The organism is Streptomyces sp. NPDC041124 (assembly GCF_055592385.1).
Window position 1 is genome coordinate 101,968 of sequence record NZ_JBVIYR010000008.1, and the last position, 22,309, is coordinate 124,276.

Here is a 22,309-nt window from a genome sequence, read left to right on the forward strand (position 1 = left end):
AACCCTACCGACCGCCTGACCCGCCCGCCCCGCCCGGACCCCCCGCCCCGCCCGGACCCCCTGCCCCGCCCGGACCGCCCCGCCCGTCCGCCCGCCACTCCCTGAGCCGCTCGTACGCCGCCAGCCCGTCCGGCACCCACTCCCACCCGCCCGCGCCCAGCCGCCGTTCCACCTCGTCCTCCGGCAGGAACGCGTGCCAGGCCACCTCCTCCGCCTGCGGCCGCACCGGCCGCTCGCAGCGCACCTCGTACACCGCCGACCACCAGGTGCGGCCCGCCCCGTCGTCGTACAGGAACTTGAACAGGTACGCGGGGCGCGGCAGTCCGCTCACCCCCAGCTCCTCCTCGGCCTCCCTCAGCGCCGCCTCGTCGTAGCCCTCGCCCGCCCCGACCACACCGCCGACGAACATGTCGTACAGCGACGGGAAGACCTGCTTGGCCGCCGTGCGGCGATGGACGAAGAGCCTCCCCCCGGCGTCCCGGACCAGCACGAAGACGCATCGGTGGCGCAGCCCCCGGGCGTAGGCCTCGCCGCGCGGTGACCGCCCGACCACCCGGTCGTCCGCGTCGACGATGTCGATGATCTCGTCAGCACTCATCGGACCATCAAAGCAGCGCACCACCCGCCGGCCGACACCCGGCGCTCACGATGGGGGCGTCCACCGGAGTCACACAAGTTGCCTCTTCGTGACCGGAGTTGACGCGTGTAACACCTCGGATGCCCTTGACGTGATCCGATGGCTGACGGTTTGCTGTCCGTGATCAGCCCATGGCTGTCGGCAGCCGACCACTGCCGCACCGACCACCCGCCGTGGGCCGAGCCACAAGAAGAGCGCGTGAGGAAGTCCCGCGGTGCCCCCACCCCCGCCTCCCCTCGGCCGTTCCCGCAAACGCGCGGCACAGGCTTTCGACGAAGCTCTCGACGACGCCGAACTCGCCGCCGCGCGGGCGGCGCTGGCGCAGGGCCGATGGCAGACCACCCGCTCCCTGCTCGGCCGGACGGGGGACGACTGGGACCGCCGGGGCCACCGGATCACGGTGCTCGCCCGGGAGTCGTACTGCGCCGCCTGGGCTCGTGAGTGGCTGCTCGCCGAGCCCGGCTCCGCCGACGCCGCCCTGCTGCTCGCCCTCGCCGGGGTGCGGCGCGCGCTGCGGGGCAAGGAGAAGCCCGCCCGCGTCCGCGAGGACTGCCTGCGGTCCGCGGAGCTGCGGCCCGCCGACCCCACCCCGTGGCTCGGTCTGCTCCTGCTGGAGTGTGCCCGGGGCGCGGAGGGGGACGTGGTCCGGATCTTCGAGCAGGTCCGCTCCCGGCACGCGGACCACCACCACGCCCACCACCTGGTGGTCGGCTGGCTCGCGGAGCGGCGCGTGGAGGCCGGCCCCGACCCGCTGCACGAGGTGTACGACTTCGCCGGCTGGGCGGCCGAGCAGGCGCCCGCCGACTCGCCGCTGGCGATCCTGCCGGTCATCGCGCACGCCGAGCGCTACCGGACCCTGGCCGCCGCCGGGCAGGTACCCGCCGACCCGGTCGCCTCCGGCCACTGGGTCGGCCGCCGCGCCCGCCAGGTGATGAAGGCCGCCTTCGACTGGTGGCTGGAGTGGGAGCACGAGGAACATCCGCGCCGGCTGGTCGACCTGAACTTCCTCGCCCACGCCAAGGTCTGCGAAGGCCGGGGCGCCGAGGCCGCCGCCCTCTTCCACCGCATCGGGGACCACGCCGCGCCGGCCCCCTGGTCCTACCCCGACCGCGATCCCCTGACCGCCTTCCGCACCGCCCGCGCCGCCGTACTGGGCACGGCCTGACCCGGTACGACACCGCGACGCCCCCGCACCCGCCGCAACCACCACCGACCCGAGGACGGTCTCGAGATGACGACGGACAGTTCGAGCAAGAGCAGAGCCGCGGCCGACGGCATCAGTACGTTCAAGGGGCAGGAGCGTGCCCTGCGCGCCGACCGCCTCGGCACCGGGGGCCTGCTGCTCTCCGTGCTCGCCGCGACCGCCCCCCTCATGGTGGTCGCTGGTGTCATGCCCACCACATTCGCGGTGATGGGCATCGTCGGCCAGCCGCTGCTCTTCGTGGTCCTCGGCGTCGTGCTGGTCCTCTTCAGCCTCGGGTACGCCGAGATGAGCCGGCACGTCCACAACGCGGGCGCCTTCTACGCCTACATCTCCCGGGGGCTCGGCGGAACAGCGGGCGCGGGCGCCGCCATGGTCGCGCTCGTCGCCTACAACTCCCTCCAGGTCGGCATCTACGGCATCTTCGGGTTCGAGGTCTCCGGCCTCTTCGCCACCTACGCCGACATCGAGATCGCCTGGTGGATACCCTCGCTGGTGGCCGTCCTGGCCGTCGGCGCACTGGGCTGGCTGAAGATCGACGTCAACGCCCGCGTCCTCGGCGTCCTGCTGGTCGTCGAGGTGCTGCTGGTCGTCGTCTTCGACATCGCCGCCATCGCCGACCCCGGCAAGGAGGGCCTGTCCCTGCACGCCTTCAACCCGGACACGCTCACCGGCGCCGGCGTCGGCACCGCCCTGTGCTTCTGCATCGCGGCGTTCCTCGGCTTCGAACAGGCCCCCGTGTACGCGGAGGAGACCAGCAGGCCGCACGTGCTCGTGCCGCGTGTGATGTTCCTCGCCGTCACCGGCGTCGCCGTCTTCTTCGCCATCAGCAGCTGGGCGCTCACCGTCGCCACCGGTCCGGCCGCGATCGTCGGCACCTCCCGGGAACAGAGCGCGGGCCTGCTGTTCTTCCTCACCGAGGAACGGCTCGGCGGCACCTTCACCGACGTCCTGCACCTCCTCTTCGTGACCGGCATGTTCGCGGCGATGCTCAGCTTCCACAACGTCGTCGCCCGGTACGCCTTCGCCATGGGCCGCGAGGGCCTGCTGCCCGCCGCCTTCGGCCGCACCACCGGCACCAGCGGCGCCCCCGGCACCGGCTCGCTGCTGCAGACCGTCATCGCCGCCGTGCTGGTCCTCGTCTTCGCGCTCACCGACGACAAGCCCACCGGTGACCCCACCGCCCCGGTCCTGCACCTGTTCACCTGGGGCGGCAACATCGGCGCGCTCGGCGTGATCGTGCTGATGGCCATCGCCTCCCTCTCCGTCGTCGTCTTCTTCGTCCGGCGCGGAGCGGCCGGCGCACAGGCGTGGCGCCTGATCACCTCGGCGCTGGCGGGCATCGCCCTGGTGGTGATCGCGGGCTACACCGTCAAGGACTTCGACGTGCTGGTCGGGGCCGGCCCCGACTCCTCCCTGAGCTGGGTCCTGCCCGGCGTCATCGGGCTCGCCCTCGTCGTCGGCCTGGTCCAGGGAGCGCTCCTGCGCGCCCGGGCCCCCGAGACGCACGCCCGCATCGGACTCGGCAACGAGGCCTTCCAGCTCGACCAGGAGGCCGAGCGCACCCCGTGACCCCGGCACCGGGGGAGGCGGATCCCGCCCGCGCGTCCCGGCACGACGAGCGGGCCCCCGCGCCTCACGGAGGAGGAGCGGGGGCCCGTACACGCCGAGGGGAGGCGGGGCGGCCGGCTAAATGATCAGTGACAGCAGCAGCACCAGCGCACCGGCGACCACCGAGATGATCGTCTCCATGATCGACCAGGTCTTGATGGTCTGACCGACGGTCAGCCCGAAGTACTCCTTCACCAGCCAGAAACCGGCGTCGTTGACATGGCTGAAGAACAGCGAACCGGCCCCGATGGCCAGCACCAGCAGGGCGGCGTGCGTGGTCGACATGTCGGCCGCGAGCGGCGCCACCAGACCGGCCGCAGAGACGGTCGCCACGGTCGCCGAGCCGGTCGCCAGCCGGATCGCCACCGCGATCAGCCAGGCCAGCAGCAGCGCCGGGATGGACCAGTCCTCGGAGATGTCCAGGATCATCCGGCCCACACCGGTGTCGATCAGCGTCTGCTTGAAGCCGCCGCCCGCGCCGACGATCAGCAGGATGCCCGCGATCGGCGCCAGGGACTTCTCCACCAGCGAGGAGATCCGCTCCCGGCTGAACCCGGCGGGCACACCGAGGGTGAAGATGCCGACGAGGACGGCCGCGAGCAGGGCGATCAGCGGGGAGCCGACCACGTCGAACACCCGCTGCACCGAGTTCTCGGGATCGTCGATCACGATGTCGACCAGTGCCTTGGCCAGCATCAGCACGACCGGCAGCAGGATCGTGGCCAGCGTCGGGCCGAAGCCGGGACGCCTCTCCAGTTCCTCCGAGGGCCGCTGCGGGATCATCCGCTCCGGCGCCGGGACGTCCACCCAGCGGGCGGCGTACTTCGAGAACAGCGGACCGGCGATGACCACCGTCGGTATGGCGATCAGCACGCCCAGCGCCAGCGTCACACCGAGGTTGGCGTCGACCGCGTCGATCGCGACCAGCGGACCGGGGTGCGGCGGCACCAGACCGTGCATCACGGACAGACCGGCGAGCGCCGGGACGCCGATGCGCATGAGGGAGTAGTTGCCGCGCTTGGCGACCATCAGCACCACCGGGATCAGCAGCACCACGCCGACCTCGAAGAACAGCGGCAGGCCGATGACCGAGGCGATCAGCACCATCGCCCACGGCATCGCGCGGCCGCTCGCCCGTTCGAGGATCGTGTCGACGATCTGGTCGGCGCCGCCGGAGTCGGCGAGCATCTTGCCGAGGATCGCGCCGAGGGCGATCAGGACGCCCACACCGGCGACGGTGGAGCCGAGCCCGGCACTGAAGCTGGTGATCACCTCGTCCAGCGGCGCCCCGGCGAACGCGCCGAGCGCCAGCGACCCGATGGTCAGGGACAGGAAGGCATGCAGTTTGAACTTGGTGATGAGCAGGACGATGACGGCGATACCCGCGAGGACGGCGATGCCCAGCTGAGCGTGTCCGGCCGAGGTGATCGCCTCGGGTGCGTCCGCTGCCAGCATCTCGACGCTGAGTCTGGTCACGGTGGTTCCTTGTGTGTACGGGGTGGGGGGAGTCTCCGGGGCCGAGGGCGCCCCGGGGGGACGCGGGGACTAGGGGGTGACGCCGAGGGCGGCGGCCGCCCGTGCGGTGATCTCCTCGGGGCTGCCCGCCACGTCCACCGCGACCCCGGACTCGTCCTGCTCCAGCGGCTGGAGCGTGGCGAACTGGGAGTCGAGCAGCGCCGTGGGCATGAAGTGCCCCTGCCGGTGCGACATCCGGTCCTCGATGAGCGCGCGGTCACCCGTGAGGTGCACGAAGACCACGCCGGGCGCGGCATCCCGCAGCCGGTCCCGGTACGACCGCTTCAGCGCCGAGCAGCTCACCACTCCGCCGCGGCCCGCCCGCCCGTGCGCCCAGGCGCCGATGGCGTCCAGCCAGGGCCACCGGTCGTCGTCGGTGAGCGGGGTGCCGGCCGTCATCTTGTCGATGTTGGCCCGCGGGTGGAAGTCGTCGCCCTCGGCGTAGGGGACGTCGAACCGGGCGGCGAGCAAGGAACCGATGGTCGTCTTGCCGGTGCCCGCGACGCCCATCACCACGACGACATGGGGGGTGTTCATCGCTGCCTCACTGTCTGATGTCTTCGTCGACACGTGATGTCGACGCAACTGAAGCGCATGAGATACGACGAATTCAAGAGTGTGTGACATATAAGTCTGACTTTTTGTTCGCGTGACCCGCCCCGTACTCTGAGTGCATGAGCACCACGGGCCGCGGGCTGCACGGCCGGGTACTGGACACCCTCGGCCCCGAGATCACCGCAGGCGCATACCCGCCCGGCAGCGTGCTGCGCACCGACGAACTCGCCCAGCGCTTCGACGTGTCGCGGTCCGTGATGCGCGAGGTGGTCCGCGTCCTGGAGTCCATGCACCTGGTCGAGTCCCGGCGCCGCGTCGGCGTGACGGTCCTGCCGGCCCACGAGTGGAACGTGTACGACCCCCAGGTCATCCGCTGGCGCCTGGCCGGCACGGACCGCCCCCGGCAGTTGCGCTCCCTCACGGTCCTGCGCTCGGCGATCGAACCGGTCGCGGCCGGCCTGGCCGCGCGCAACGCCACCGCCGAGCAGTGCGCCGAACTCACCGAGTGCGCCCTCGGCATGGTCGCCCACTCACGCGGTCACCGGCTGGAGGGGTACCTCTTCCACGACATGGCGTTCCACCGCGTCATCCTGACCGCCTCCGGCAACGAGATGTTCGCCCGCCTCGGCGACGTGGTCGCCGAGGTCCTGTCCGGCCGCACCCACCACGACGTGATGTTCGAGGACCCCGACCCGGCCGCCGTCACCCTGCACGTCCGGCTCGCCGAGGCGGTCCGCGCCCGCGACGCCGCCCGTGCGGAGCAGCTGACCCGCGAGATCACCGAGGGCGCCCTCCAGGAACTGGACATCCTCGCGCCCTAGCTAGTCCAGGAACTCCCCGTCCACGTACACCCACGCCCCGCCGACCCGCTCGAAGCGGCTGCGCTCGTACAGCGAGCCGCCCCGGTAGGAGGCCCGGAAGGTCACCGTCCCGGTCGAGTGGAACGCCGACCCGGCGACGGTCTCCAGGATCTCCAGCCCGGTCCAGCGCATCCCCGTGTCGAAGTCGATCCGTTCCGGCCGCGTCCCCGGGTGCCAGGTCCGCAGCAGATACGCCCCGTCCTGCCGCACGAACGCGCAGTACCGCGACCGCATCAGCCGCTCGGCGGTGGGCGCGGCGGCGGTACCGCCGTGGAACCGGCCGCAGCACGCCTCGTACGCCTCGGGCCGTCCGCAGGGACAGGAACGAGCGGTCATGGTCACCCTCCGCCGACAACGCCGTGAGGGCCACGACCTCGCGGTCGCGGCCCTCACGCTTCATGTGTCCGAGGGGGGACTTGAACCCCCACGCCCGATAAAGGGCACTAGCACCTCAAGCTAGCGCGTCTGCCATTCCGCCACCCGGACAAGGCGTCTGTCGCGCGGGTTTCCCCCCGCGGCGACGAAGTAAACATTACCAGGTGTTCCGGGGTGGCCGATCACCCCGCCCGGCCGGGGCGTCGTGCGAACGGTGTGTGACGGGCCGGGCCGGGGCTTGGGGAGCGCCCGGAGGGGAGAGAGGATGAGCGGGACCCACCAGCCGGAACACCAGCAGCGGGAGGAAGCGCGTGAGCGAGACGGGCACGGCCAAGGGCGTCACCGGTGAGGACGAGGTCGTGGACCTCTGCCGCGAGCTGATCCGGATCGACACCAGCAACTACGGCGACCATTCGGGCCCCGGCGAGCGCAAGGCGGCCGAGTACGTCGCCGAGAAGCTCGCCGAGGTGGGACTCGAGCCCAAGATCTTCGAGTCGCACCCGGGGCGCGCCTCGACGGTCGCCAGGATCGAGGGCGAGGACCCGTCGCGGCCCGCGCTGCTCATCCACGGCCACACCGACGTCGTACCGGCCAATGCGGACGACTGGACCCACCACCCCTTCTCCGGCGAGATCGCCGACGGATGCGTGTGGGGACGCGGAGCCGTCGACATGAAGGACATGGACGCGATGACCCTCGCGGTCGTCCGCGACCGGCTGCGCAGCGGACGCAAGCCGCCCCGCGACATCGTGCTGGCGTTCCTCGCCGACGAGGAGGCGGGCGGCACGTACGGCGCCAAGCACCTGGTGCGCGAGCACCCCGAGCTGTTCGAGGGCGTCACCGAGGCGATCGGCGAAGTCGGCGGGTTCTCCTTCACCGTCAACGAGAAGCTGCGCCTCTACCTCGTCGAGACCGCCGAGAAGGGCATGCACTGGATGCGGCTCACCGTCGACGGCACCGCCGGCCACGGCTCGATGACCAACGACGACAACGCCATCACCGAGCTGTGCGAGGCCGTCGCCCGCCTCGGCCGGCACACGTGGCCGGTCAGGGTCACCAAGACGGTACGGGCCTTCCTGGACGAGCTGTCCGACGCGCTCGGCACCGAGCTCGACCCGGAGAACATGGACGAGACCCTCGCCAGGCTCGGCGGCATCGCCCGCATGATCGGCACCACCCTGCGCAACTCGGCGGCGCCCACCCAGCTCGGCGCCGGCTACAAGGTCAACGTCATCCCCGGCCAGGCCACCGCGCACGTCGACGGCCGCTTCCTGCCCGGGTACGAGGAGGAGTTCCTCGCCGACCTCGACCGGATCCTCGGCCCGCGCGTCAGGCGCGAGGACGTGCACTCCGACAAGGCGCTGGAGACCGACTTCGACGGCCGCCTCGTGGACGCCATGCAGACCGCCCTGCGCGCGGAGGACCCGATCGCGCGGGCCGTGCCGTACATGCTCTCCGGCGGCACCGACGCCAAGTCCTTCGACGACCTCGGCATCCGCTGCTTCGGCTTCGCACCGCTGAAGCTGCCCCCGGAGCTGGACTTCGCGGGCATGTTCCACGGGGTCGACGAGCGGGTGCCGGTGGACGGCCTGAAGTTCGGTGTGCGGGTGCTCGACCGTTTCCTGGACGCCTCCTGAGGCGGTGGCCCGGCAGCCAAGATTCGGGCAGGCGTGCGGAGTTGACCGGGACGAGTGAATGCGACCATAAGCTCGTAGCCTCATTACTTCCTCCTCGTTACCCGTGATGTGATCCGCGACTTTGGATCGCTTTGCCAACAAGGAGGAACAATGCTCAAGAAGGTCGTCGCCGTCGCCGCTGCCACCGGTGGTCTGGTTCTCGCGGGCGCGGGCATGGCCGCCGCCGACTCGGGCGCCCAGGGTGCCGCCGTGCACTCCCCGGGTGTCATTTCCGGCAACGTCATCCAGGCCCCGATCCACATCCCCGTGAACGTGTGCGGCAACACGATCTCCGTGATCGGCCTGCTGAACCCCGCCTTCGGCAACACCTGCGTCAACGCCTGACGTCGTGTCTCGCCCTGTGGGGCACGCCCACTGAGGGCTCGAGCCCGTCGGCCCCGGAGCGCACGCCATGCGCTCCGGGGCCGACCGGTCTTTCGAAACGTCGGAAACCCCGGGAGAGCGGCCGCACGCCGATTCCCGGCACCAGGTCGAAGGCAGGAATTCATCACATGCGACACGTCACCCGCAAGGGTCTGATGACCATGGCGGCCGCCACGGGTGTGCTCGCCGCCGCGGGCGGGGCCGCCCACGCCCACTCCGGTCCGACGGGCACCGCCGCCGGATCACCCGGTGTGCTGTCCGGGAACACCGTGCAGGCGCCGGTGCACGTGCCGGTCAACGTCTGCGGCAACACGGTCAACGTCGTCGGTGCCCTCAATCCGGCCGTGGGCAACTCCTGCGCCAACGAGGGCGGCGCCTCCGCCACGGGCGGCGGGTACGGCGGCTCGGGCAGCCATGACGGCTCGGGCGGTCACGGCGGATCGACCGCCGGCGCGCACACGAGCGACTCGCCCGGCGTGGGATCCGGCAACCAGATCCAGGTCCCGGTCCACGTCCCGGTGAACGTCTGCGGCAACAGCGTCGACGTCCTCGGCGCCGGCAACGCCACCGCGGACAACGACTGCGCCAACGGCGACACCGGTCACCAGACGCCGGACCGGCCCGGCGACCCCGGCGATTCCGGCAGCCCCGAGCAGCCGGACAGCCCCGGCGACGAGCCGGACACCCCGGGCGACCGCACCCCGCCCGGCTCCCCGGACGGCAACCAGCCGGACACCCACTCCGGAACCCGGCCCGGGGCCGGCACGGAGCTGGCCCGCACCGGCAGCGAACTGCCCCTGGGCCTCGTCCTGCCGGCAGGCGCGGGCGCCCTGATCGCCGGCGCGGTCCTCTACCGCAGGGCCCGCACCGCCGCGTGACACCGGACACACGGAGCGGGCCCCGCGTGACGAGGCCCGCTCCGTCGTGTGATTCCGGCCGGGAGTGGCGAGCTCACCAGGTGGCGCGCACCTGTCGGATGATCCGCCGCCGCAACCGCACCCTGCGGCTGCCGTCACGCATCAGCGTCAGGCGGTACAACTCCCAGTGACCGTACTCGGCGTGGTCCGTCAGCAGACGTGCCGTCTCCCTGCGGGAGACCCCGCGCGGTACGTACACGTCGACAAATTCGTATTCCGGCATCGCATCTATTGTGCGGGCCGGGCCCCGGTACGGATAGCGTCTGCACTATGTCTGATGCTGCGCAGCCCACCGCTGCCGAGGTACGCGCCGCCGCCGAGGCGGTGAAGACCGCGCTCGACCGCCACCTGGCCGCGGTCGAAAGCCGGTCGGGGGATGAGGACCCGGCCGTCTACGAGGCGTTCAACCAGCTGGCCGCGGCCGCGGAGGCGTACGACGAACTGCTCTACGACCGCTACGACGAGGTCACGCCCTTCGAGATTCCCAGCGCCGGGGACGCTCCGCCGTACACCGGCCCCGAGGAGCCGAGCGCGGTCAGCGTGCTGATCCGCCGCGACTACGCCGTGGCCGAGCCGCAGCGGCTGCGCGCGCACGCCCAGCGGATCGAGGCGGCGGACGACGAGGGCGGGGAGGCCTCCGGCACCGTCCACGGCGCGCTCGGCCTGCTGTTCGGCGAGTTCGAACCGGACGAGATCGCCTCCCGGCACGCGGAGTTCGGCCTGGAGGAGGGCGACTCGACGCTCTGGGTGACGGCATCGGACGAACCGGCGGAACCCGGCGAGTGGCTGGAGGCCCCGTTCGATCAGGTGGACCCGCAGCAGGTGGTCTGCCGCTTCGACGTCAGCGCCGTCTTCGACGACGAGGACCTGGACGACGACGGGGACGACGACCTGGAGGGGATGCCGGCCCTGGTCCTCGACGAGGACGAGGACCTGGAACCGCTCGACGCGGACCGCTGACCGCACCCGGGCGGCGGCGGCGTCCACGCATGCCGCCGCCGCGCGGGCCCGAACCGTCCCGGTCTCAGTCGCCGGTGCCCGCCGGAAGCTGCGGCGCCAGCAGCACCGGCAGCCTCGTCGTCCGGGGCTTCGCCGGCACCTCGGCCACGGCACGCGGCAGCGCCTGCTCCACCCCGTGCACCACGGACAGATGCCGTCCGGCCCGGCCGAACGCCGTGTACACCCAGGGCCTGCTCAGCGCCTGCACCGCGTCACCGGGCAGCACCACCACCACCGCGGGCCACCGGCAGCCCACCGCCTGGTGCGCGGTGAGCGCCCACCCGTGCCGCACGGACTGCTCCACCCGCTCCCTCGGCACGACGACCTCCTCACCGCCGCACTCCAGGTGCAGACCCTCACCGTCGGCCGTCACCACACGGCCCGGCAGGGTGCGTCCGGGTGCGGGGGAGTAGGCGACCCGGTCGCCCGGGTCGAACCCGCCGAAACGCCCCGGCCCCGGATTGAGCCGCTCCTTCAGCGCGCTGTTCAGCACCCGCGTGCCCACGGCGCCCCCGTGCCCCGGAGTGATCACCTGAGTCTCCTCGGCCGGTACCCCGATGGCGCGCGGCACCGAGTCCACCACCAGCTGCACGGTGCGGTGCACGGCCTCTCCCGCGTCCCTCACCGGCACGATCACGACCTCCTTGCCGGGCGCCTCCACCTGGTTCAGCTCGCCGACGCCGATCCCGGAGACCAGCTCGCCCAGCGGCCCCGGATCGGGCCGCCGGGAGGCGACCTGCGGGCAGACCCGCGCCGCCAGCAGATCCGCGAACACCCGCCCGGGCCCCACGGACCACAGCACCCCCGGATCACCGGACAACACCAGCCGCGCCCCGTCCGGCAGCGACTCCGCCACCAGGGCCGCGGCCTCGACGTCCAGCTGCGGAGCGTCGAGCACCAGCAGCAGGTCCACGTCCCACGCACCGTCGCCGTCCCGCCCGGGCCCCTCGGCACCGGACAGCAGCCCGGCGACCGTCGCCACACCGGGCCCCTCCACCAGCGCCTCGAAACGGACCCGCCCGAGCGGACCGTGCGTGGCGGCCCAGGCCCGCAGCCCCAGACCGTGCGCCGCGTTCAGCAGCGCCGCGGCCTCCACCGACGAGGCCTCCCCGCCGGTGTGCAGCACCAGCCCGTGCCCGGCGACGCCGCGGATCAGCTCACCGGCGGACCCCTCCGCCGCGGCGGCCGCACGCTCCCACTCGTCGTCCGCGCCGTCCCGCCCGGTCACGGAGTTGATCAGCCGGGCCAGTCCGTCGGCGAGAGCCTCCTCGGCCATCGCGTACCGCTCCAGACCCACCAGCACCCGAACCGGCTGCTCCCCGTCCTCCCCGGCCTCGCCCAGGGCGTCCTGGAAGACGAGGACGTCCCCCTCCGCGATGGCGTCCTGCACGGCCCCCTCCGGCTCCGGCACGCCCTGCCGCCCCAGCGCGTCGGCCAGCGCGGCCGGCTCCAGCACGGTGTGCCCGGCCGTCGCGGCCTGCTCCAGCAGCCACACGGCGACCGAACGGCCCCGCCGCCCGTCACCCGGACCGGCCTCGGCACCGAGCAGCGCCCGCGCGAACCCGTCGGCCTGTTCGGGCCGTACCCCGGCGATCCGCAGCAACTGCCACGGATCGGAGCGCAGCACCCCGGCGGCCCCCTCACCCCACACGGCGGCGGCCTGCACGGCCAACCCCTCGGGAGCACCCCCCTGGGCCAGCACCTCCCGCACGCCCTCCACGGCACCGGCGGCGGGAACGGCCGGAGTCACGGCCGGAGCCCGCCGTACGGGCTCGGGCTCGGGCGCGGGCCGCCGGGGAGCGGGCCGCGCCTCCTCGAACACGGTGGCGGGCGGCTTCTGTCCGCTCTCCACCGCCCGCACCGCGGCCAGCAGATCGGCCGCGGTGCCGCTCAGCTTGCCCCCGGCCTCGACCGGCCCCTGCCGCTCCGCCCTGCGCCGCTCGATGCGCTCCCGCTCCAGGCGCTGCGCGGCCAGCTCGGCCTCGGCCTCGGACACCTGCGCGCCCTCGGCGGGTGTGCCGTCCGCGCTCCCCGGCTCGGCGTCCTCCGGTGTCTCGGGCGGCTCGGTGCTCACAGCGTGCTCCAGTCGTGATCGGGATAGCGGTGCACGGGCGCCGACACGTCGTCCAGCGCCCGGCAGATCTCGTCAGGAAGACTAAGCGTCTCCACTGACAACGCCGCCGTGAGCTGCCGCGCGTTGCGCGCGCCGACGATGGGAGCGGCCACCCCGGGCCGGTCCCGGACCCAGGCGAGCGCCACCTGCAGCGCGGTCACGGCGAGCCCGTCCGCCGCCGTGGTCACGGCGTCCACGATGCGGCTCGCGGCGTCGTCCAGATACGGCGCGACGAACGGCGCGAGGTGGTCGGACGCGCCCCGGGAGTCCGCCGGGGTGGCGTCGCCCCGGTACTTGCCGCTGAGCACGCCCCGCCCCAGCGGTGAGGACGGCAGCAGCCCGATGCCGAGGTCGAGGGCGGCGGGCAGCACCTCACGCTCCACACCGCGCTGCAGCAGCGAGTACTCCATCTGCGTACTCGCCAGCCGTGTCCGGGTGCCCGGCGCGGCCAGCTGCCAGGTCGCGGCCTTGGCGAGCTGCCAGCCGCAGAAGTTGGACACACCGGCGTACCGCACCCGGCCGCTGCCGACGGCGATGTCGAGCGCCTGGAGCGTCTCGTCCAGCGGGGTGGCGGGGTCGTAGGCGTGGAGGTGCCACACGTCGACGTAGTCGGTGCCGAGCCGGGTGAGCGAGGCGTCGAGGGCGGCGAGCAGGTGACCCCGGGAGCCGTCGAAGCGGCGCTCCGGATCGGGCACGCTGCCTGCCTTCGTGGAGATGACGAGGTCGCGGCGCGGTACGAGCCCGTCCATCAGCCTTCCGAGCAGGTACTCGGCCTCTCCGTCGCCGTACACGTCGGCGGTGTCGACGAGTGTGCCGCCGGCGTCCCAGAACGTCTTCAGCAGGTCCGCCGCGTCGTGCTCGTCGGTGTCCCGACCCCAGGTCAGCGTCCCGAGCCCGATCCGGGACACACGCAGGCCGGTACGGCCGAGATGCCTCTGCTCCATGGACGCCGAGATTACTGGCCGTGGGCGCGGGCGTGGGGGCCTGTGGACAACCGATTTCCGCGAGGTCGCGGGGCGGCCGGGGCGGGCTGCGCGACCCGGCGTCGCCGCGTCGCGGCACGACTGCCCGCGGACGAGGGACGGCGGGTGGGGGCGTGGTCGCGCGCGGCGGGGGTGGCCGCCCGCAGTGGCCGGCGCGTCCGCACCGGCCGGTCCCACCAACGGCACTGTCACGCCAGCCCGAGGACGGACACCCCCGACGCGGCCCCGCACCACCCACCCACCGCAGGCGCTACCCCAAGCCCCCACCGGAGGGACAGCGGCGCCGCAGGCATCCACCCACCAGCCGCACACACCACCACACAGACGCCCCGCCCCGACAGGCACAGGCACCGGCACCCGCGCCACAGACCTCCGCCCGACCACCGGAGGTATAGGGTCTCCGCACACACGACGTTACTCATCGGTAAGGGGAGTCGGTCATGCAGCTAGGGATCAACCTCGGCTACTGGGGCGCCGGAATGGACGCGGACAACCTCGCCGTGGCCCAGGAAGCCGACCGCCTCGGATACGCGGTCTGCTGGGCCGCGGAGGCCTACGGCTCCGACGCCGCCACGGTCCTCGCCTGGGTGGCCGCCCAGACCGAGCGCATCGACGTCGGCTCCGCCATCTTCCAGATCCCCGCCCGCCAGCCCGCGATGACCGCGATGACCGCGGCCACCCTCGACTCCCTCTCCGGCGGCCGTTTCCGCCTGGGCCTCGGCGTCTCCGGCCCCCAGGTCTCCGAGGGCTGGTACGGCGTCAAGTTCGACAAGCCCCTCGCCCGCACCCGCGAGTACGTCGAGATCATCCGCAAGGCCATGACCCGCGAGCGCCTCTCCTACGAGGGCGAGCACTGGACCCTCCCCCTCCCGGGCGGCCCCGGCAAGCCCATCAAGCTCACCGTGCACCCCGAGCGCGAGCACATCCCCCTCTACATCGCCGCGATCGGTCCGAAGAACCTCGAGCAGACCGGCGCGATCGCCGACGGCGCGCTGTTGATCTTCCCCTCGGCCGACCACCTCGAGGACACCGCCGTCCAGCACATCCGTGCCGGCCGCGAGAAGGCGGGCAAGACCCTCGACGGCTTCGACATCTGCCCCACGCTCCCCCTCGCCGTCGGCGAGGACAAGGACGTCACCACCCTCGCCGACACCTTCCGCCCTTACACCGCGCTGTACGTCGGCGGCATGGGAAGCCGTAAGCAGAACTTCTACAACCAGCTCGCCCGGCGCATGGGCTACGAGCGGGAGGCCGCCGAGATCCAGGACAAGTACCTGTCCGGTGACAAGCAGGGCGCCGCCGCCGCGGTCCCGCACGACCTGATCGACAAGACGACCCTGCTCGGCTCGGTCGACCGGATCGCCGACCGCATGAAGGCCTACGCCGCCGCCGGAGTCACCACCCTCACCCTCGCGCCGGCCGGCTTCACGCTCGACGAGCGCCTCGCCTCCCTGCGCGCGGGCACCGAAGCGATGGAGCGCGCGGGCCTGGCCTGACACGTCAGCGGCCGTGGCGGGGGCTCGGGGGTCGACCCCGCCACGGCCATCACCTCGACAACGCCCCCACGTCTCCGCGGTCACGCCCTGCGTACCCACGGTCCACGGTCAGGTCACGCGCACCCCCATGCGTAATCCTTTTGGCGGAGTTGTCCGACTCGCCGGTTGCCGCGCCCGCCTCCGCGCACTTGACTCCTTCTTTGCGGAACTGCAGTAAGTGCAGCACCGCGGAAGCCCGCGGAGAGGTGGCCATCATGCTGTCGGCGAAGAGCCTGTTCCAGGAGATCCTCGACCACGACGCGTCGTTCGCGTTGTTCTGCTCGATCGCCGCCAGCGGCGAGTCGCAGGGCGGCTGGGAGAACGCCCGCATCGCGGCGCTGGTCCCGGAGACCCAGCGTGACCTCGCACCCAAGATCACCAGGCACGGCGCCGACGAGGACAAGCACGGCCGGATCTTCGAGGCGTTGCTCAAGAAGCGCGGTCTGGACCCCGTCCCCGTCCCCCCGGACACCGACTACACGATGCTCCTGGAGCAGAACGGCATCGGTCTGGCCCACGACCAGCTCAAGCGCGACGAGCCGCTCACGGTCGAGGACATCGTGACCTACCTGGCCCACAGCAGGGTCACCGAACAACGCGCCTCGGAGCAGATGGAAGTGCTCCGCAAGCACTTCGCCGACCACCCCGACCTCGGCCGCGCGGTGAAGGTGATCTCCCATGACGAGGACAACCACCTCGCCTACTGCCACGAGGAACTGCTCCGCTTCGCGTACGCGGGCCACGGGCGGGCCATCCAGCGGACCCTGCGCGAGTGCGCGCTGGCGGAGATCCGCGTCTACCGTGACGTCAGTCTCGCGGTGATGGCCCACATGGGCCGCGTCCTGAACTGGCCGAGGCCCAAGGCCGCGGTCCTCGCGGCGGGCATCCACGCGGTCTACGCCTACGAACGCCTGGGGGGCTGGCGCCGCATGGTCTCCCTGCGCATGCCCGAGCGCCGCGGCGCGTTGTCCGGCCCGGCGGCCCCGGAGCCGGAGGCTGCCTGACCACTCGCGCCGCGCGCCACGTGCCACGTGCCCGCCGTCACGCGCCAAAGCCGGCCTGCGGGACTACATCCACCCCCGCCGCTTGAACATCCGGTACAGCAGCACCTCCAGCAGACCCATCGCCACGATCACCACCGGATACGACCACTCCCACCGCAGCTCCGGCATGTGCTCGAAGTTCATCCCGTAGATCCCGGCGATCATCGTCGGGACCACGGCCATGGCCGCCCAGGCGGAGATCTTCCGCATGTCGTCGTTCTGCTGCACGCCCACCTGGGCGAGATGCGCCGAGAGGACGTCCGAGACCAGCCGGTCCAGTCCTTCCACGGACTCGTTCACCCGGGTGAGGTGGTCGTGCACGTCACGGAAGTAGGGCCGCGCCCCGTCCTCCACGAACGGCACCTTCCCCCCGTACGTGCCGACCCCCGCCAGCCGGGCCATCGGGGGTGTCAGCGGCCCGGTGGCCCGGCGGAACTCCAGGATCTGCCGCTTGAAGTTGTAGATCCGGGACGCGGTGCCCCGCGAATCGCCGGCATCGGGGGTGAAGACCTCGGTCTCCAGCTCCTCCAGGTCGGTCTGCAACTCGGTCGCCACGGCGAGGTAGTGGTCGACGACGGCGTCGGCGACCGCGTAGAGCACGGAGGTCGCCCCCTCTCCCAGCAGCTCGGTCTCCCGCTCGAGCCGGTCGCGCACCGCGTCCAGCGGGGCACCCTCCCCGTGCCGCACGCTCACCGCGAACGAGTCGCCGAGGAAGATCATGATCTCGCCGGAGGAGACGGTGTCGGTGCGCGGCTCGTACACCACGGGTTTGAGGACCACGAAGAGCGAGTCGTCGTACACCTCCAGCTTGGGGCGCTGATGGGCTTTGAGGGCGTCCTCCACCGCCAGCGGATGCAGCCCGAACTCCTCCGCCACCAGGTCGAACTCCTCCGCCGACGGCTCGTGCAGCCCGATCCAGACGAAGCCCCCCGTCGACCGCGCCGCGTCCAGCGCGTCGGAGAAGTCGCGGGGCCCCTCCGACCGTCGTCCCTCCCGGTAGATGGCACAGTCGACGATCACGAAACGTGTTCTCCCTTCACCTTCACGGATGCCCGTCCCGCAGGACCGACCCGTATTCCCGTCCCGCATTCCCGTCACGGATTCCCGTCCCGGACGGGGCGCATGCCCGTGCGCCTACCCTGGGCCGCATGCCCACGTTGCTACTGGTCCGGCACGGACGATCCACCGCCAACACCGAGGGACTGCTCGCCGGCCGGACGCCCGGCGTGGCCCTCGACGACCGCGGGGCCGCACAGGCCGCCGCACTGCCCGGACGGCTCGCCGCGCTGCCGCTGGCCGAGATCGTCTCCAGCCCGCTCCTGCGCTGCCGGGAGACGATCCGGCCGCTGCTCGACGCCCGCCCCGGTCTCACCGCGCACACCGACGAGCGCGTCAACGAGTGCGACTACGGCGACTGGACGGGCCGCAAGCTCGCCGAACTCAAGGACGAGCCCCTCATGGACGTCGTGCAGGCGCATCCGTCCGCGGCGGCGTTCCCCGGCGGGGAGTCCATGCGGGCGATGCAGACGCGCGCCGCCGAAGCGGTGCGCGAGTGGAACGCACGCGTGGAGCGCGATCACGGCGCCGACGCCGTCTATCTCATGTGCTCGCACGGCGACATCATCAAGTCCCTCGTCGCGGAGGCACTCGGACTTCACCTCGACCTCTTCCAGCGCATTTCCGTCGAGCCGTGTTCCGTCACCGCGATCCGCTACACCCGGCTGCGCCCGTTTCTCCTCCGGCTCGGCGACACCGGCGACTTCGCGTCCCTGGCGCCGCGCGAGGCGGAGCCCGCCGACGACGCCACGGTCGGGGGTGACGCGGGCGCACCGTGATCGTCGGCCGCAGTAGGGTGAAGCGATCGCAGCAGTGCGGTTCCGTCCGGACCGCCGTGAACAGTCCGCCCGTTCCCACGACTCTCAATGGAGACAGGACGTGTCCCGTCAGGTGTTCCTCTACGACCAACCGGAACGTTTCGTGGCCGGTACGGTCGGACTGCCAGGGCGCCGTACGTTCTTCCTCCAGGCTTCCGCCGGCTCCCGGGTGACCAGCGTGGCCCTGGAGAAGACCCAGGTCGCCGCCCTCGCCGAGCGCATGGACGAACTGCTCGACGAGGTCGTACGCCGCAGCGGCGGCAGCGCCGCGGTGCCCGCGATGGCGCCGGCCGAGGTCGCCGACACCGCCCCGCTGGAGACCCCCGTGGAGGAGGAGTTCCGGGTCGGCACGATGGCGCTCGCCTGGGACGGTGAGGACCAGCGCATGGTCGTCGAGGCGCAGGCGCTGGTCGAACTGGACGCCGAGTCCGAGGAGGATCTCGCCGAGGCCGAGGAGCGGCTGCTCCAGGACGAGGAGAACGGGCCTCCGATGCTGCGCGTCCGCCTCACCGGCACGCAGGCCCGCGCCTTCGCCAAGCGGGCACTGGACGTCGTCAACGCGGGGCGGCCGCCGTGTCCGCTGTGCAGTCTCCCGCTCGACCCGGAGGGACACGTATGTCCGCGCCAGAACGGATACCGTCGCGGAGCGTGACGACCGCCGACCCGGCCGCCGCCGAACTGCTCGCCCGGGGCGAGCTGACCGTGCGCGGACGCATCCGTGAGGCGTCGAACGCGGCGCTGTACTGCACCGTCACCCACGAAGGACGCGAGGCGGCCTGCGTGTACAAGCCGGTCGCGGGGGAGCGGCCCCTGTGGGACTTCCCCGACGGGACGCTCGCCGGGCGAGAGGTCGCCGCGTACGAGGTCTCGCAGGCGACCGGCTGGGGGCTGGTGCCCCCCACCGTGCTGCGGGACGGCCCGTACGGCGAGGGCATGTGCCAGCTGTGGGTCGAGACGGCCCCCGGCGCGGAGCTCCTCGCCCTGATGGACGGGGAGGAGCCCGGGCCCGGCTGGAAGGCGATCGGTTTCGTGGAGGCGGAGGAGGGCCGCACCGCGCTGCTGGTGCACGCCGACGACGAGCGGCTGCGCCGGCTGGCCGTGCTCGACGCGGTGATCAACAACGCCGACCGCAAGGGCGGACACCTGCTGCCCACCACCGAGGGACGGCTGTACGGCATCGACCACGGGGTCACCTTCAACGCCGAGGACAAGCTGCGCACGCTGCTGTGGGGCTGGGCGGGGGAGCCGCTGACGGGAGAGGCCGTCGGTGTCCTCGAGGCCCTGAGGAGCGCGCTGACGGCCACGGGCACGCTCACCGCCGCCCTGGCCCCCCTGATCACCCCCGCGGAGATCGACGCCACCCGCGCCCGCGTCGAGTCCCTGCTCACCACGGGCGTCCACCCGCGGCCCGGAACGGAATGGCCGGCCATCCCCTGGCCGCCCGTCTGACCGCCCCCGGGCCGACAACCGACACGGGAGCGCCACGGGACCGCCGCGGACCCCGGCGGAGCGCATACCGGGCGGGGGTGCGCAAGAGCGCCTTCCCGGCCATCCGGCCCGCTCCGGTTCGTATCCGGAACTCCGGTCCGGTTACGCTCATGACATGCATGCCTGGCCCGCTTCCGAGGTCCCCGCCCTGCCTGGTCAGGGCCGCGACCTGAGGATCCACGACACCGCGACCGGTGGCCTGACCGCCCTGGACCCCGGTCCCGTCGCCCGTATCTACGTGTGCGGCATCACCCCCTATGACGCCACCCACATCGGACACGCGGCGACCTACAACGCGTTCGACCTGGTGCAACGCGTGTGGCTCGACACCAAGCGGCAGGTGCACTACGTCCAGAACGTCACCGACGTCGACGATCCGCTGCTGGAGCGGGCCGAACGGGACGGCATCGAATGGACCGCGCTCGCCGAGCGCGAGACCGCGCTGTTCCGCGAGGACATGACGGCCCTGCGGATGCTGCCCCCGCGGCACTACATAGGAGCCGTGGAGGCGATACCCGGCATCGTCCCGATCGTCGAACGGCTGCGCGAACTCGGTGCCACCTACGAGATCGACGGCGACATCTACTTCTCCGTCGAGTCCGACCGGCACTTCGGCCAGGTCTCGCACCTGGACGCCGCCGCCATGCGGCTGCTGTCCGCCGAACGCGGCGGCGACCCGGACCGTCCGGGCAAGAAGAACCCCGTCGACCCGATGCTCTGGACGGCCGCGCGTGAGGGCGAGCCGAGCTGGGACGGCCGCTCGCTCGGCCGGGGCCGCCCCGGCTGGCACATCGAGTGCGTGGCTATCGCCCTCGACCACCTCGGCATGGGCTTCGACATCCAGGGCGGCGGCTCCGACCTCGTCTTCCCGCACCACGAGATGGGCGCCTCCCACGCCCAGGTGCTCACCGGCGAGTTCCCCATGGCCAAGGCGTACGTCCACGCCGGCATGGTGGCCCTGCACGGCGAGAAGATGTCCAAGTCCAAGGGCAACCTGGTCTTCGTGTCGCAGCTGCGGCGTGACGGCGTGGACCCGGCGGCGATCCGGCTGGCGCTGCTCGCCCACCACTACCGCGCCGACTGGGAGTGGACCGGCCAGGTCCTCCAGGACGCCGTGACCCGGCTGGAGCACTGGCGGGCCGCGGTCTCCCGCCCCGACGGCCCGCCCGCCGACGCACTGGTCGAGGAGATCCGCGAAGCCCTGGCCAACGACCTGGACGCGCCGGCGGCGCTGGCGGCCGTCGACCGCTGGACGCTCCTCCAGGAGGAGAGCGGCGGTACGGACACCGGCGCGCCCGGCGTCGTCTCCCGCGCGGTGGACGCGCTGCTCGGCGTGGCGCTGTAGGACGGCGGGCACGACAAACGCGTGAAGGGCGCCCCTCCCGGCCGGGAGGGGCGCCCTTCACGCGACTCAGTCCTCCGACGACTCCTCGCCGTCCGAGTCCGCCTCCGGCTTCGGCGGCTTCGGCGGCCGGGCCCGGCCGCCGGGAGTGTCCCGCCGGTAGGAGGGACCGTCCGAACCGTCCGCCGTCGCGTGCCCGCCGGGCGGGCCCGACACTCCGTCACGACGCCGCAGGTAGCGCTCGAACTCGCGGGCGATCGCCTCGCCGGACGCCTCCGGCAGCTCGGCGGTGTCCCGGGCTTCCTCCAGCGTCTGCACGTACTCGGCCACCTCGGTGTCCTCCGCGGCCAGTTGGTCCACGCCCACCTGCCAGGCACGCGCGTCCTCGGGCAGTTCGCCGAGCGGGATCCGCACGTCGATGAGGTCCTCCAGGCGGTTGAGGAGGGCCAGGGTGGCCTTCGGGTTGGGCGGCTGCGACACGTAGTGCGGGACCGCCGCCCACAGCGACACGGCGGGTACGCCCGCGTGGGTGCACGCCTCCTGGAGGATGCCGACGATGCCCGTGGGCCCCTCGTACTTGGTCTCCTCCAGGTCCATGCGGCGGGCCAGGTCCGGGTTGGACGTGGTCCCGCTGATCGGGACCGGACGGGTGTGCGGGGTGTCACCGAGCAGCGCACCCAGGACGACCACCAGTTCCACGCCCAGTTCGTGCGCGAAACCGAGGATCTCGTTGCAGAACGACCGCCACCGCATGGACGGTTCGATGCCGCGCACCAGCACCAGGTCGCGCGGCTTGTCGCCGCCGACCCGGACCACCGACAGCCGTGTCGTGGGCCAGGTGATCTTGCGGACCCCGCCGTCCATGAACACCGTGGGGCGGTTCACCTGGAAGTCGTAGTAGTCCTCGGCGTCCAGCGCCGCGAACACCTCGCCCTTCCACTCCCTGTCCAGATGCGCGACCGCGGTGGAGGCTGCGTCACCGGCATCGTTCCAGCCTTCGAACGCGGCCACCATGACCGGGTCGACCAGCTCGGGAACCCCCTCGAGCTCGATCACCCAGCGCCTCCTTCCGACGTGCCCTCGCGTACGTCCCAACCTTACGGCGTGCCCGTGCGGACGCCCGCAGCCCCCCGCACGGGGGGAGTGCCCCATCACTGCCCCTGTCCGACCGGGGGAAACACCCCCGGGTGTCACCGGCCCG

The 22,309-nt window shown here is 72.4% G+C and carries 22 protein-coding genes and 1 tRNA gene; 13 read left to right on the top strand and 10 right to left on the bottom strand.

Annotation, left to right across the window (positions count from 1 at the left end):
• Window positions 1–4: 4 nt before the first annotated feature.
• Window positions 5–598, bottom strand: a complete 594-nt coding sequence (locus ACZ6A9_RS22335) for an NUDIX domain-containing protein (protein ID WP_468987965.1) — start codon at window positions 596–598, stop codon at window positions 5–7.
• Window positions 599–851: 253 nt separating this feature from the next.
• On the opposite strand from ACZ6A9_RS22335, the gene ACZ6A9_RS22340 reads away from it, so the two are divergent.
• Window positions 852–1,802 carry a hypothetical protein gene (locus ACZ6A9_RS22340; RefSeq protein WP_468987966.1) on the top strand — a complete coding sequence of 317 codons (951 nt, stop codon included), beginning with the start codon at window positions 852–854 and terminating at the stop codon, window positions 1,800–1,802.
• A 66-nt stretch (window positions 1,803–1,868) separates the two neighbouring features.
• Window positions 1,869–3,410, top strand: a complete 1,542-nt coding sequence (locus ACZ6A9_RS22345) for an APC family permease (protein WP_468987967.1) — start codon at window positions 1,869–1,871, stop codon at window positions 3,408–3,410.
• Window positions 3,411–3,527: 117 nt separating this feature from the next.
• Here the strand turns inward: ACZ6A9_RS22345 and ACZ6A9_RS22350 are convergent, their stop codons facing one another.
• Entirely contained in the window at window positions 3,528–4,925 is a 1,398-nt protein-coding gene (locus ACZ6A9_RS22350; protein ID WP_468987969.1) for a GntP family permease, read from the bottom strand.
• Between the two features lie 69 nt (window positions 4,926–4,994).
• The gene (locus tag ACZ6A9_RS22355; RefSeq protein WP_468987970.1) at window positions 4,995–5,501 is read right to left on the bottom strand and encodes a gluconokinase; all 507 of its coding nucleotides are present in this window, start codon (window positions 5,499–5,501) and stop codon (window positions 4,995–4,997) included.
• 137 nt (window positions 5,502–5,638) lie between these two features.
• Between ACZ6A9_RS22355 and ACZ6A9_RS22360 the strand changes: the two genes are divergently transcribed.
• Window positions 5,639–6,340, top strand: a complete 702-nt coding sequence (locus ACZ6A9_RS22360; RefSeq protein WP_468987972.1) for a FadR/GntR family transcriptional regulator — start codon at window positions 5,639–5,641, stop codon at window positions 6,338–6,340.
• On the opposite strand, the gene ACZ6A9_RS22365 is transcribed toward ACZ6A9_RS22360, so the two are convergent.
• Complete coding sequence (locus ACZ6A9_RS22365) at window positions 6,341–6,715, bottom strand: YchJ family protein (protein WP_468987974.1); 375 nt, start codon at window positions 6,713–6,715, stop codon at window positions 6,341–6,343. It abuts the gene before it with no gap.
• Window positions 6,716–6,780: 65 nt separating this feature from the next.
• Window positions 6,781–6,865 (bottom strand) — tRNA-Leu (locus ACZ6A9_RS22370).
• 200 nt (window positions 6,866–7,065) lie between these two features.
• On the opposite strand from ACZ6A9_RS22370, the gene ACZ6A9_RS22375 reads away from it, so the two are divergent.
• The 3 genes from ACZ6A9_RS22375 (at window position 7,066) to ACZ6A9_RS22385 (ending at window position 9,692) form a co-directional block, all read left to right on the top strand.
• On the top strand, window positions 7,066–8,391 hold the full coding sequence (locus tag ACZ6A9_RS22375; protein ID WP_468987976.1) for a M20/M25/M40 family metallo-hydrolase: 1,326 nt from the start codon (window positions 7,066–7,068) through the stop codon (window positions 8,389–8,391).
• 150 nt (window positions 8,392–8,541) lie between these two features.
• Entirely contained in the window at window positions 8,542–8,775 is a 234-nt protein-coding gene (chpH, locus tag ACZ6A9_RS22380) for a chaplin ChpH (protein ID WP_190099395.1), read from the top strand.
• Window positions 8,776–8,942: 167 nt separating this feature from the next.
• On the top strand, window positions 8,943–9,692 hold the full coding sequence (locus tag ACZ6A9_RS22385; RefSeq protein ID WP_468987978.1) for a chaplin: 750 nt from the start codon (window positions 8,943–8,945) through the stop codon (window positions 9,690–9,692).
• 73 nt (window positions 9,693–9,765) lie between these two features.
• On the opposite strand, the gene ACZ6A9_RS22390 is transcribed toward ACZ6A9_RS22385, so the two are convergent.
• Window positions 9,766–9,954: a DUF5703 family protein gene (locus tag ACZ6A9_RS22390; protein ID WP_142196342.1), complete on the bottom strand. Its 189-nt coding sequence runs from the start codon at window positions 9,952–9,954 to the stop codon at window positions 9,766–9,768.
• A 47-nt stretch (window positions 9,955–10,001) separates the two neighbouring features.
• Between ACZ6A9_RS22390 and ACZ6A9_RS22395 the strand changes: the two genes are divergently transcribed.
• Window positions 10,002–10,691 (top strand): hypothetical protein, encoded by a 690-nt coding sequence (locus tag ACZ6A9_RS22395; RefSeq protein WP_468987980.1) that lies wholly within the window; start codon window positions 10,002–10,004, stop codon window positions 10,689–10,691.
• A 64-nt stretch (window positions 10,692–10,755) separates the two neighbouring features.
• On the opposite strand, the gene ACZ6A9_RS22400 is transcribed toward ACZ6A9_RS22395, so the two are convergent.
• Complete coding sequence (locus ACZ6A9_RS22400) at window positions 10,756–12,804, bottom strand: helix-hairpin-helix domain-containing protein (RefSeq protein WP_468987982.1); 2,049 nt, start codon at window positions 12,802–12,804, stop codon at window positions 10,756–10,758.
• Complete coding sequence (locus tag ACZ6A9_RS22405) at window positions 12,801–13,787, bottom strand: aldo/keto reductase (protein ID WP_468987984.1); 987 nt, start codon at window positions 13,785–13,787, stop codon at window positions 12,801–12,803. Before ACZ6A9_RS22405 ends, ACZ6A9_RS22400 begins: the two co-directional genes overlap by 4 nt.
• A gap of 479 nt (window positions 13,788–14,266) precedes the next feature.
• On the opposite strand from ACZ6A9_RS22405, the gene ACZ6A9_RS22410 reads away from it, so the two are divergent.
• Window positions 14,267–15,322 (top strand): LLM class F420-dependent oxidoreductase, encoded by a 1,056-nt coding sequence (locus tag ACZ6A9_RS22410; RefSeq protein ID WP_468987985.1) that lies wholly within the window; start codon window positions 14,267–14,269, stop codon window positions 15,320–15,322.
• 254 nt (window positions 15,323–15,576) lie between these two features.
• Window positions 15,577–16,365, top strand: coding sequence for a ferritin-like domain-containing protein (locus ACZ6A9_RS22415; RefSeq protein WP_468987987.1), 789 nt, complete (start codon window positions 15,577–15,579; stop codon window positions 16,363–16,365).
• Window positions 16,366–16,428: 63 nt separating this feature from the next.
• Here ACZ6A9_RS22415 and ACZ6A9_RS22420 read toward each other — a convergent pair whose 3' ends face one another.
• Window positions 16,429–17,424: a magnesium and cobalt transport protein CorA gene (locus ACZ6A9_RS22420; RefSeq protein WP_468987989.1), complete on the bottom strand. Its 996-nt coding sequence runs from the start codon at window positions 17,422–17,424 to the stop codon at window positions 16,429–16,431.
• 128 nt (window positions 17,425–17,552) lie between these two features.
• Between ACZ6A9_RS22420 and ACZ6A9_RS22425 the strand changes: the two genes are divergently transcribed.
• The 4 genes from ACZ6A9_RS22425 (at window position 17,553) to mshC (ending at window position 21,111) form a co-directional block, all read left to right on the top strand.
• Complete coding sequence (locus tag ACZ6A9_RS22425) at window positions 17,553–18,239, top strand: histidine phosphatase family protein (protein ID WP_468987990.1); 687 nt, start codon at window positions 17,553–17,555, stop codon at window positions 18,237–18,239.
• Window positions 18,240–18,339: 100 nt separating this feature from the next.
• Window positions 18,340–18,930, top strand: a complete 591-nt coding sequence (locus ACZ6A9_RS22430; RefSeq protein ID WP_468987992.1) for a DUF3090 domain-containing protein — start codon at window positions 18,340–18,342, stop codon at window positions 18,928–18,930.
• The gene (locus tag ACZ6A9_RS22435; protein WP_468987994.1) at window positions 18,894–19,727 is read left to right on the top strand and encodes an SCO1664 family protein; all 834 of its coding nucleotides are present in this window, start codon (window positions 18,894–18,896) and stop codon (window positions 19,725–19,727) included. The genes ACZ6A9_RS22430 and ACZ6A9_RS22435 overlap by 37 nt, the downstream gene beginning before the upstream one ends.
• Window positions 19,728–19,881: 154 nt before the next feature.
• A complete protein-coding gene (gene mshC / locus ACZ6A9_RS22440) occupies window positions 19,882–21,111 on the top strand; it encodes a cysteine--1-D-myo-inosityl 2-amino-2-deoxy-alpha-D-glucopyranoside ligase (RefSeq protein ID WP_468987996.1) in 1,230 nt (409 codons plus the stop codon).
• Between the two features lie 66 nt (window positions 21,112–21,177).
• Here the strand turns inward: mshC and ACZ6A9_RS22445 are convergent, their stop codons facing one another.
• On the bottom strand, window positions 21,178–22,164 hold the full coding sequence (locus ACZ6A9_RS22445) for a PAC2 family protein (RefSeq protein ID WP_468987998.1): 987 nt from the start codon (window positions 22,162–22,164) through the stop codon (window positions 21,178–21,180).
• Window positions 22,165–22,309: the final 145 nt, after the last annotated feature.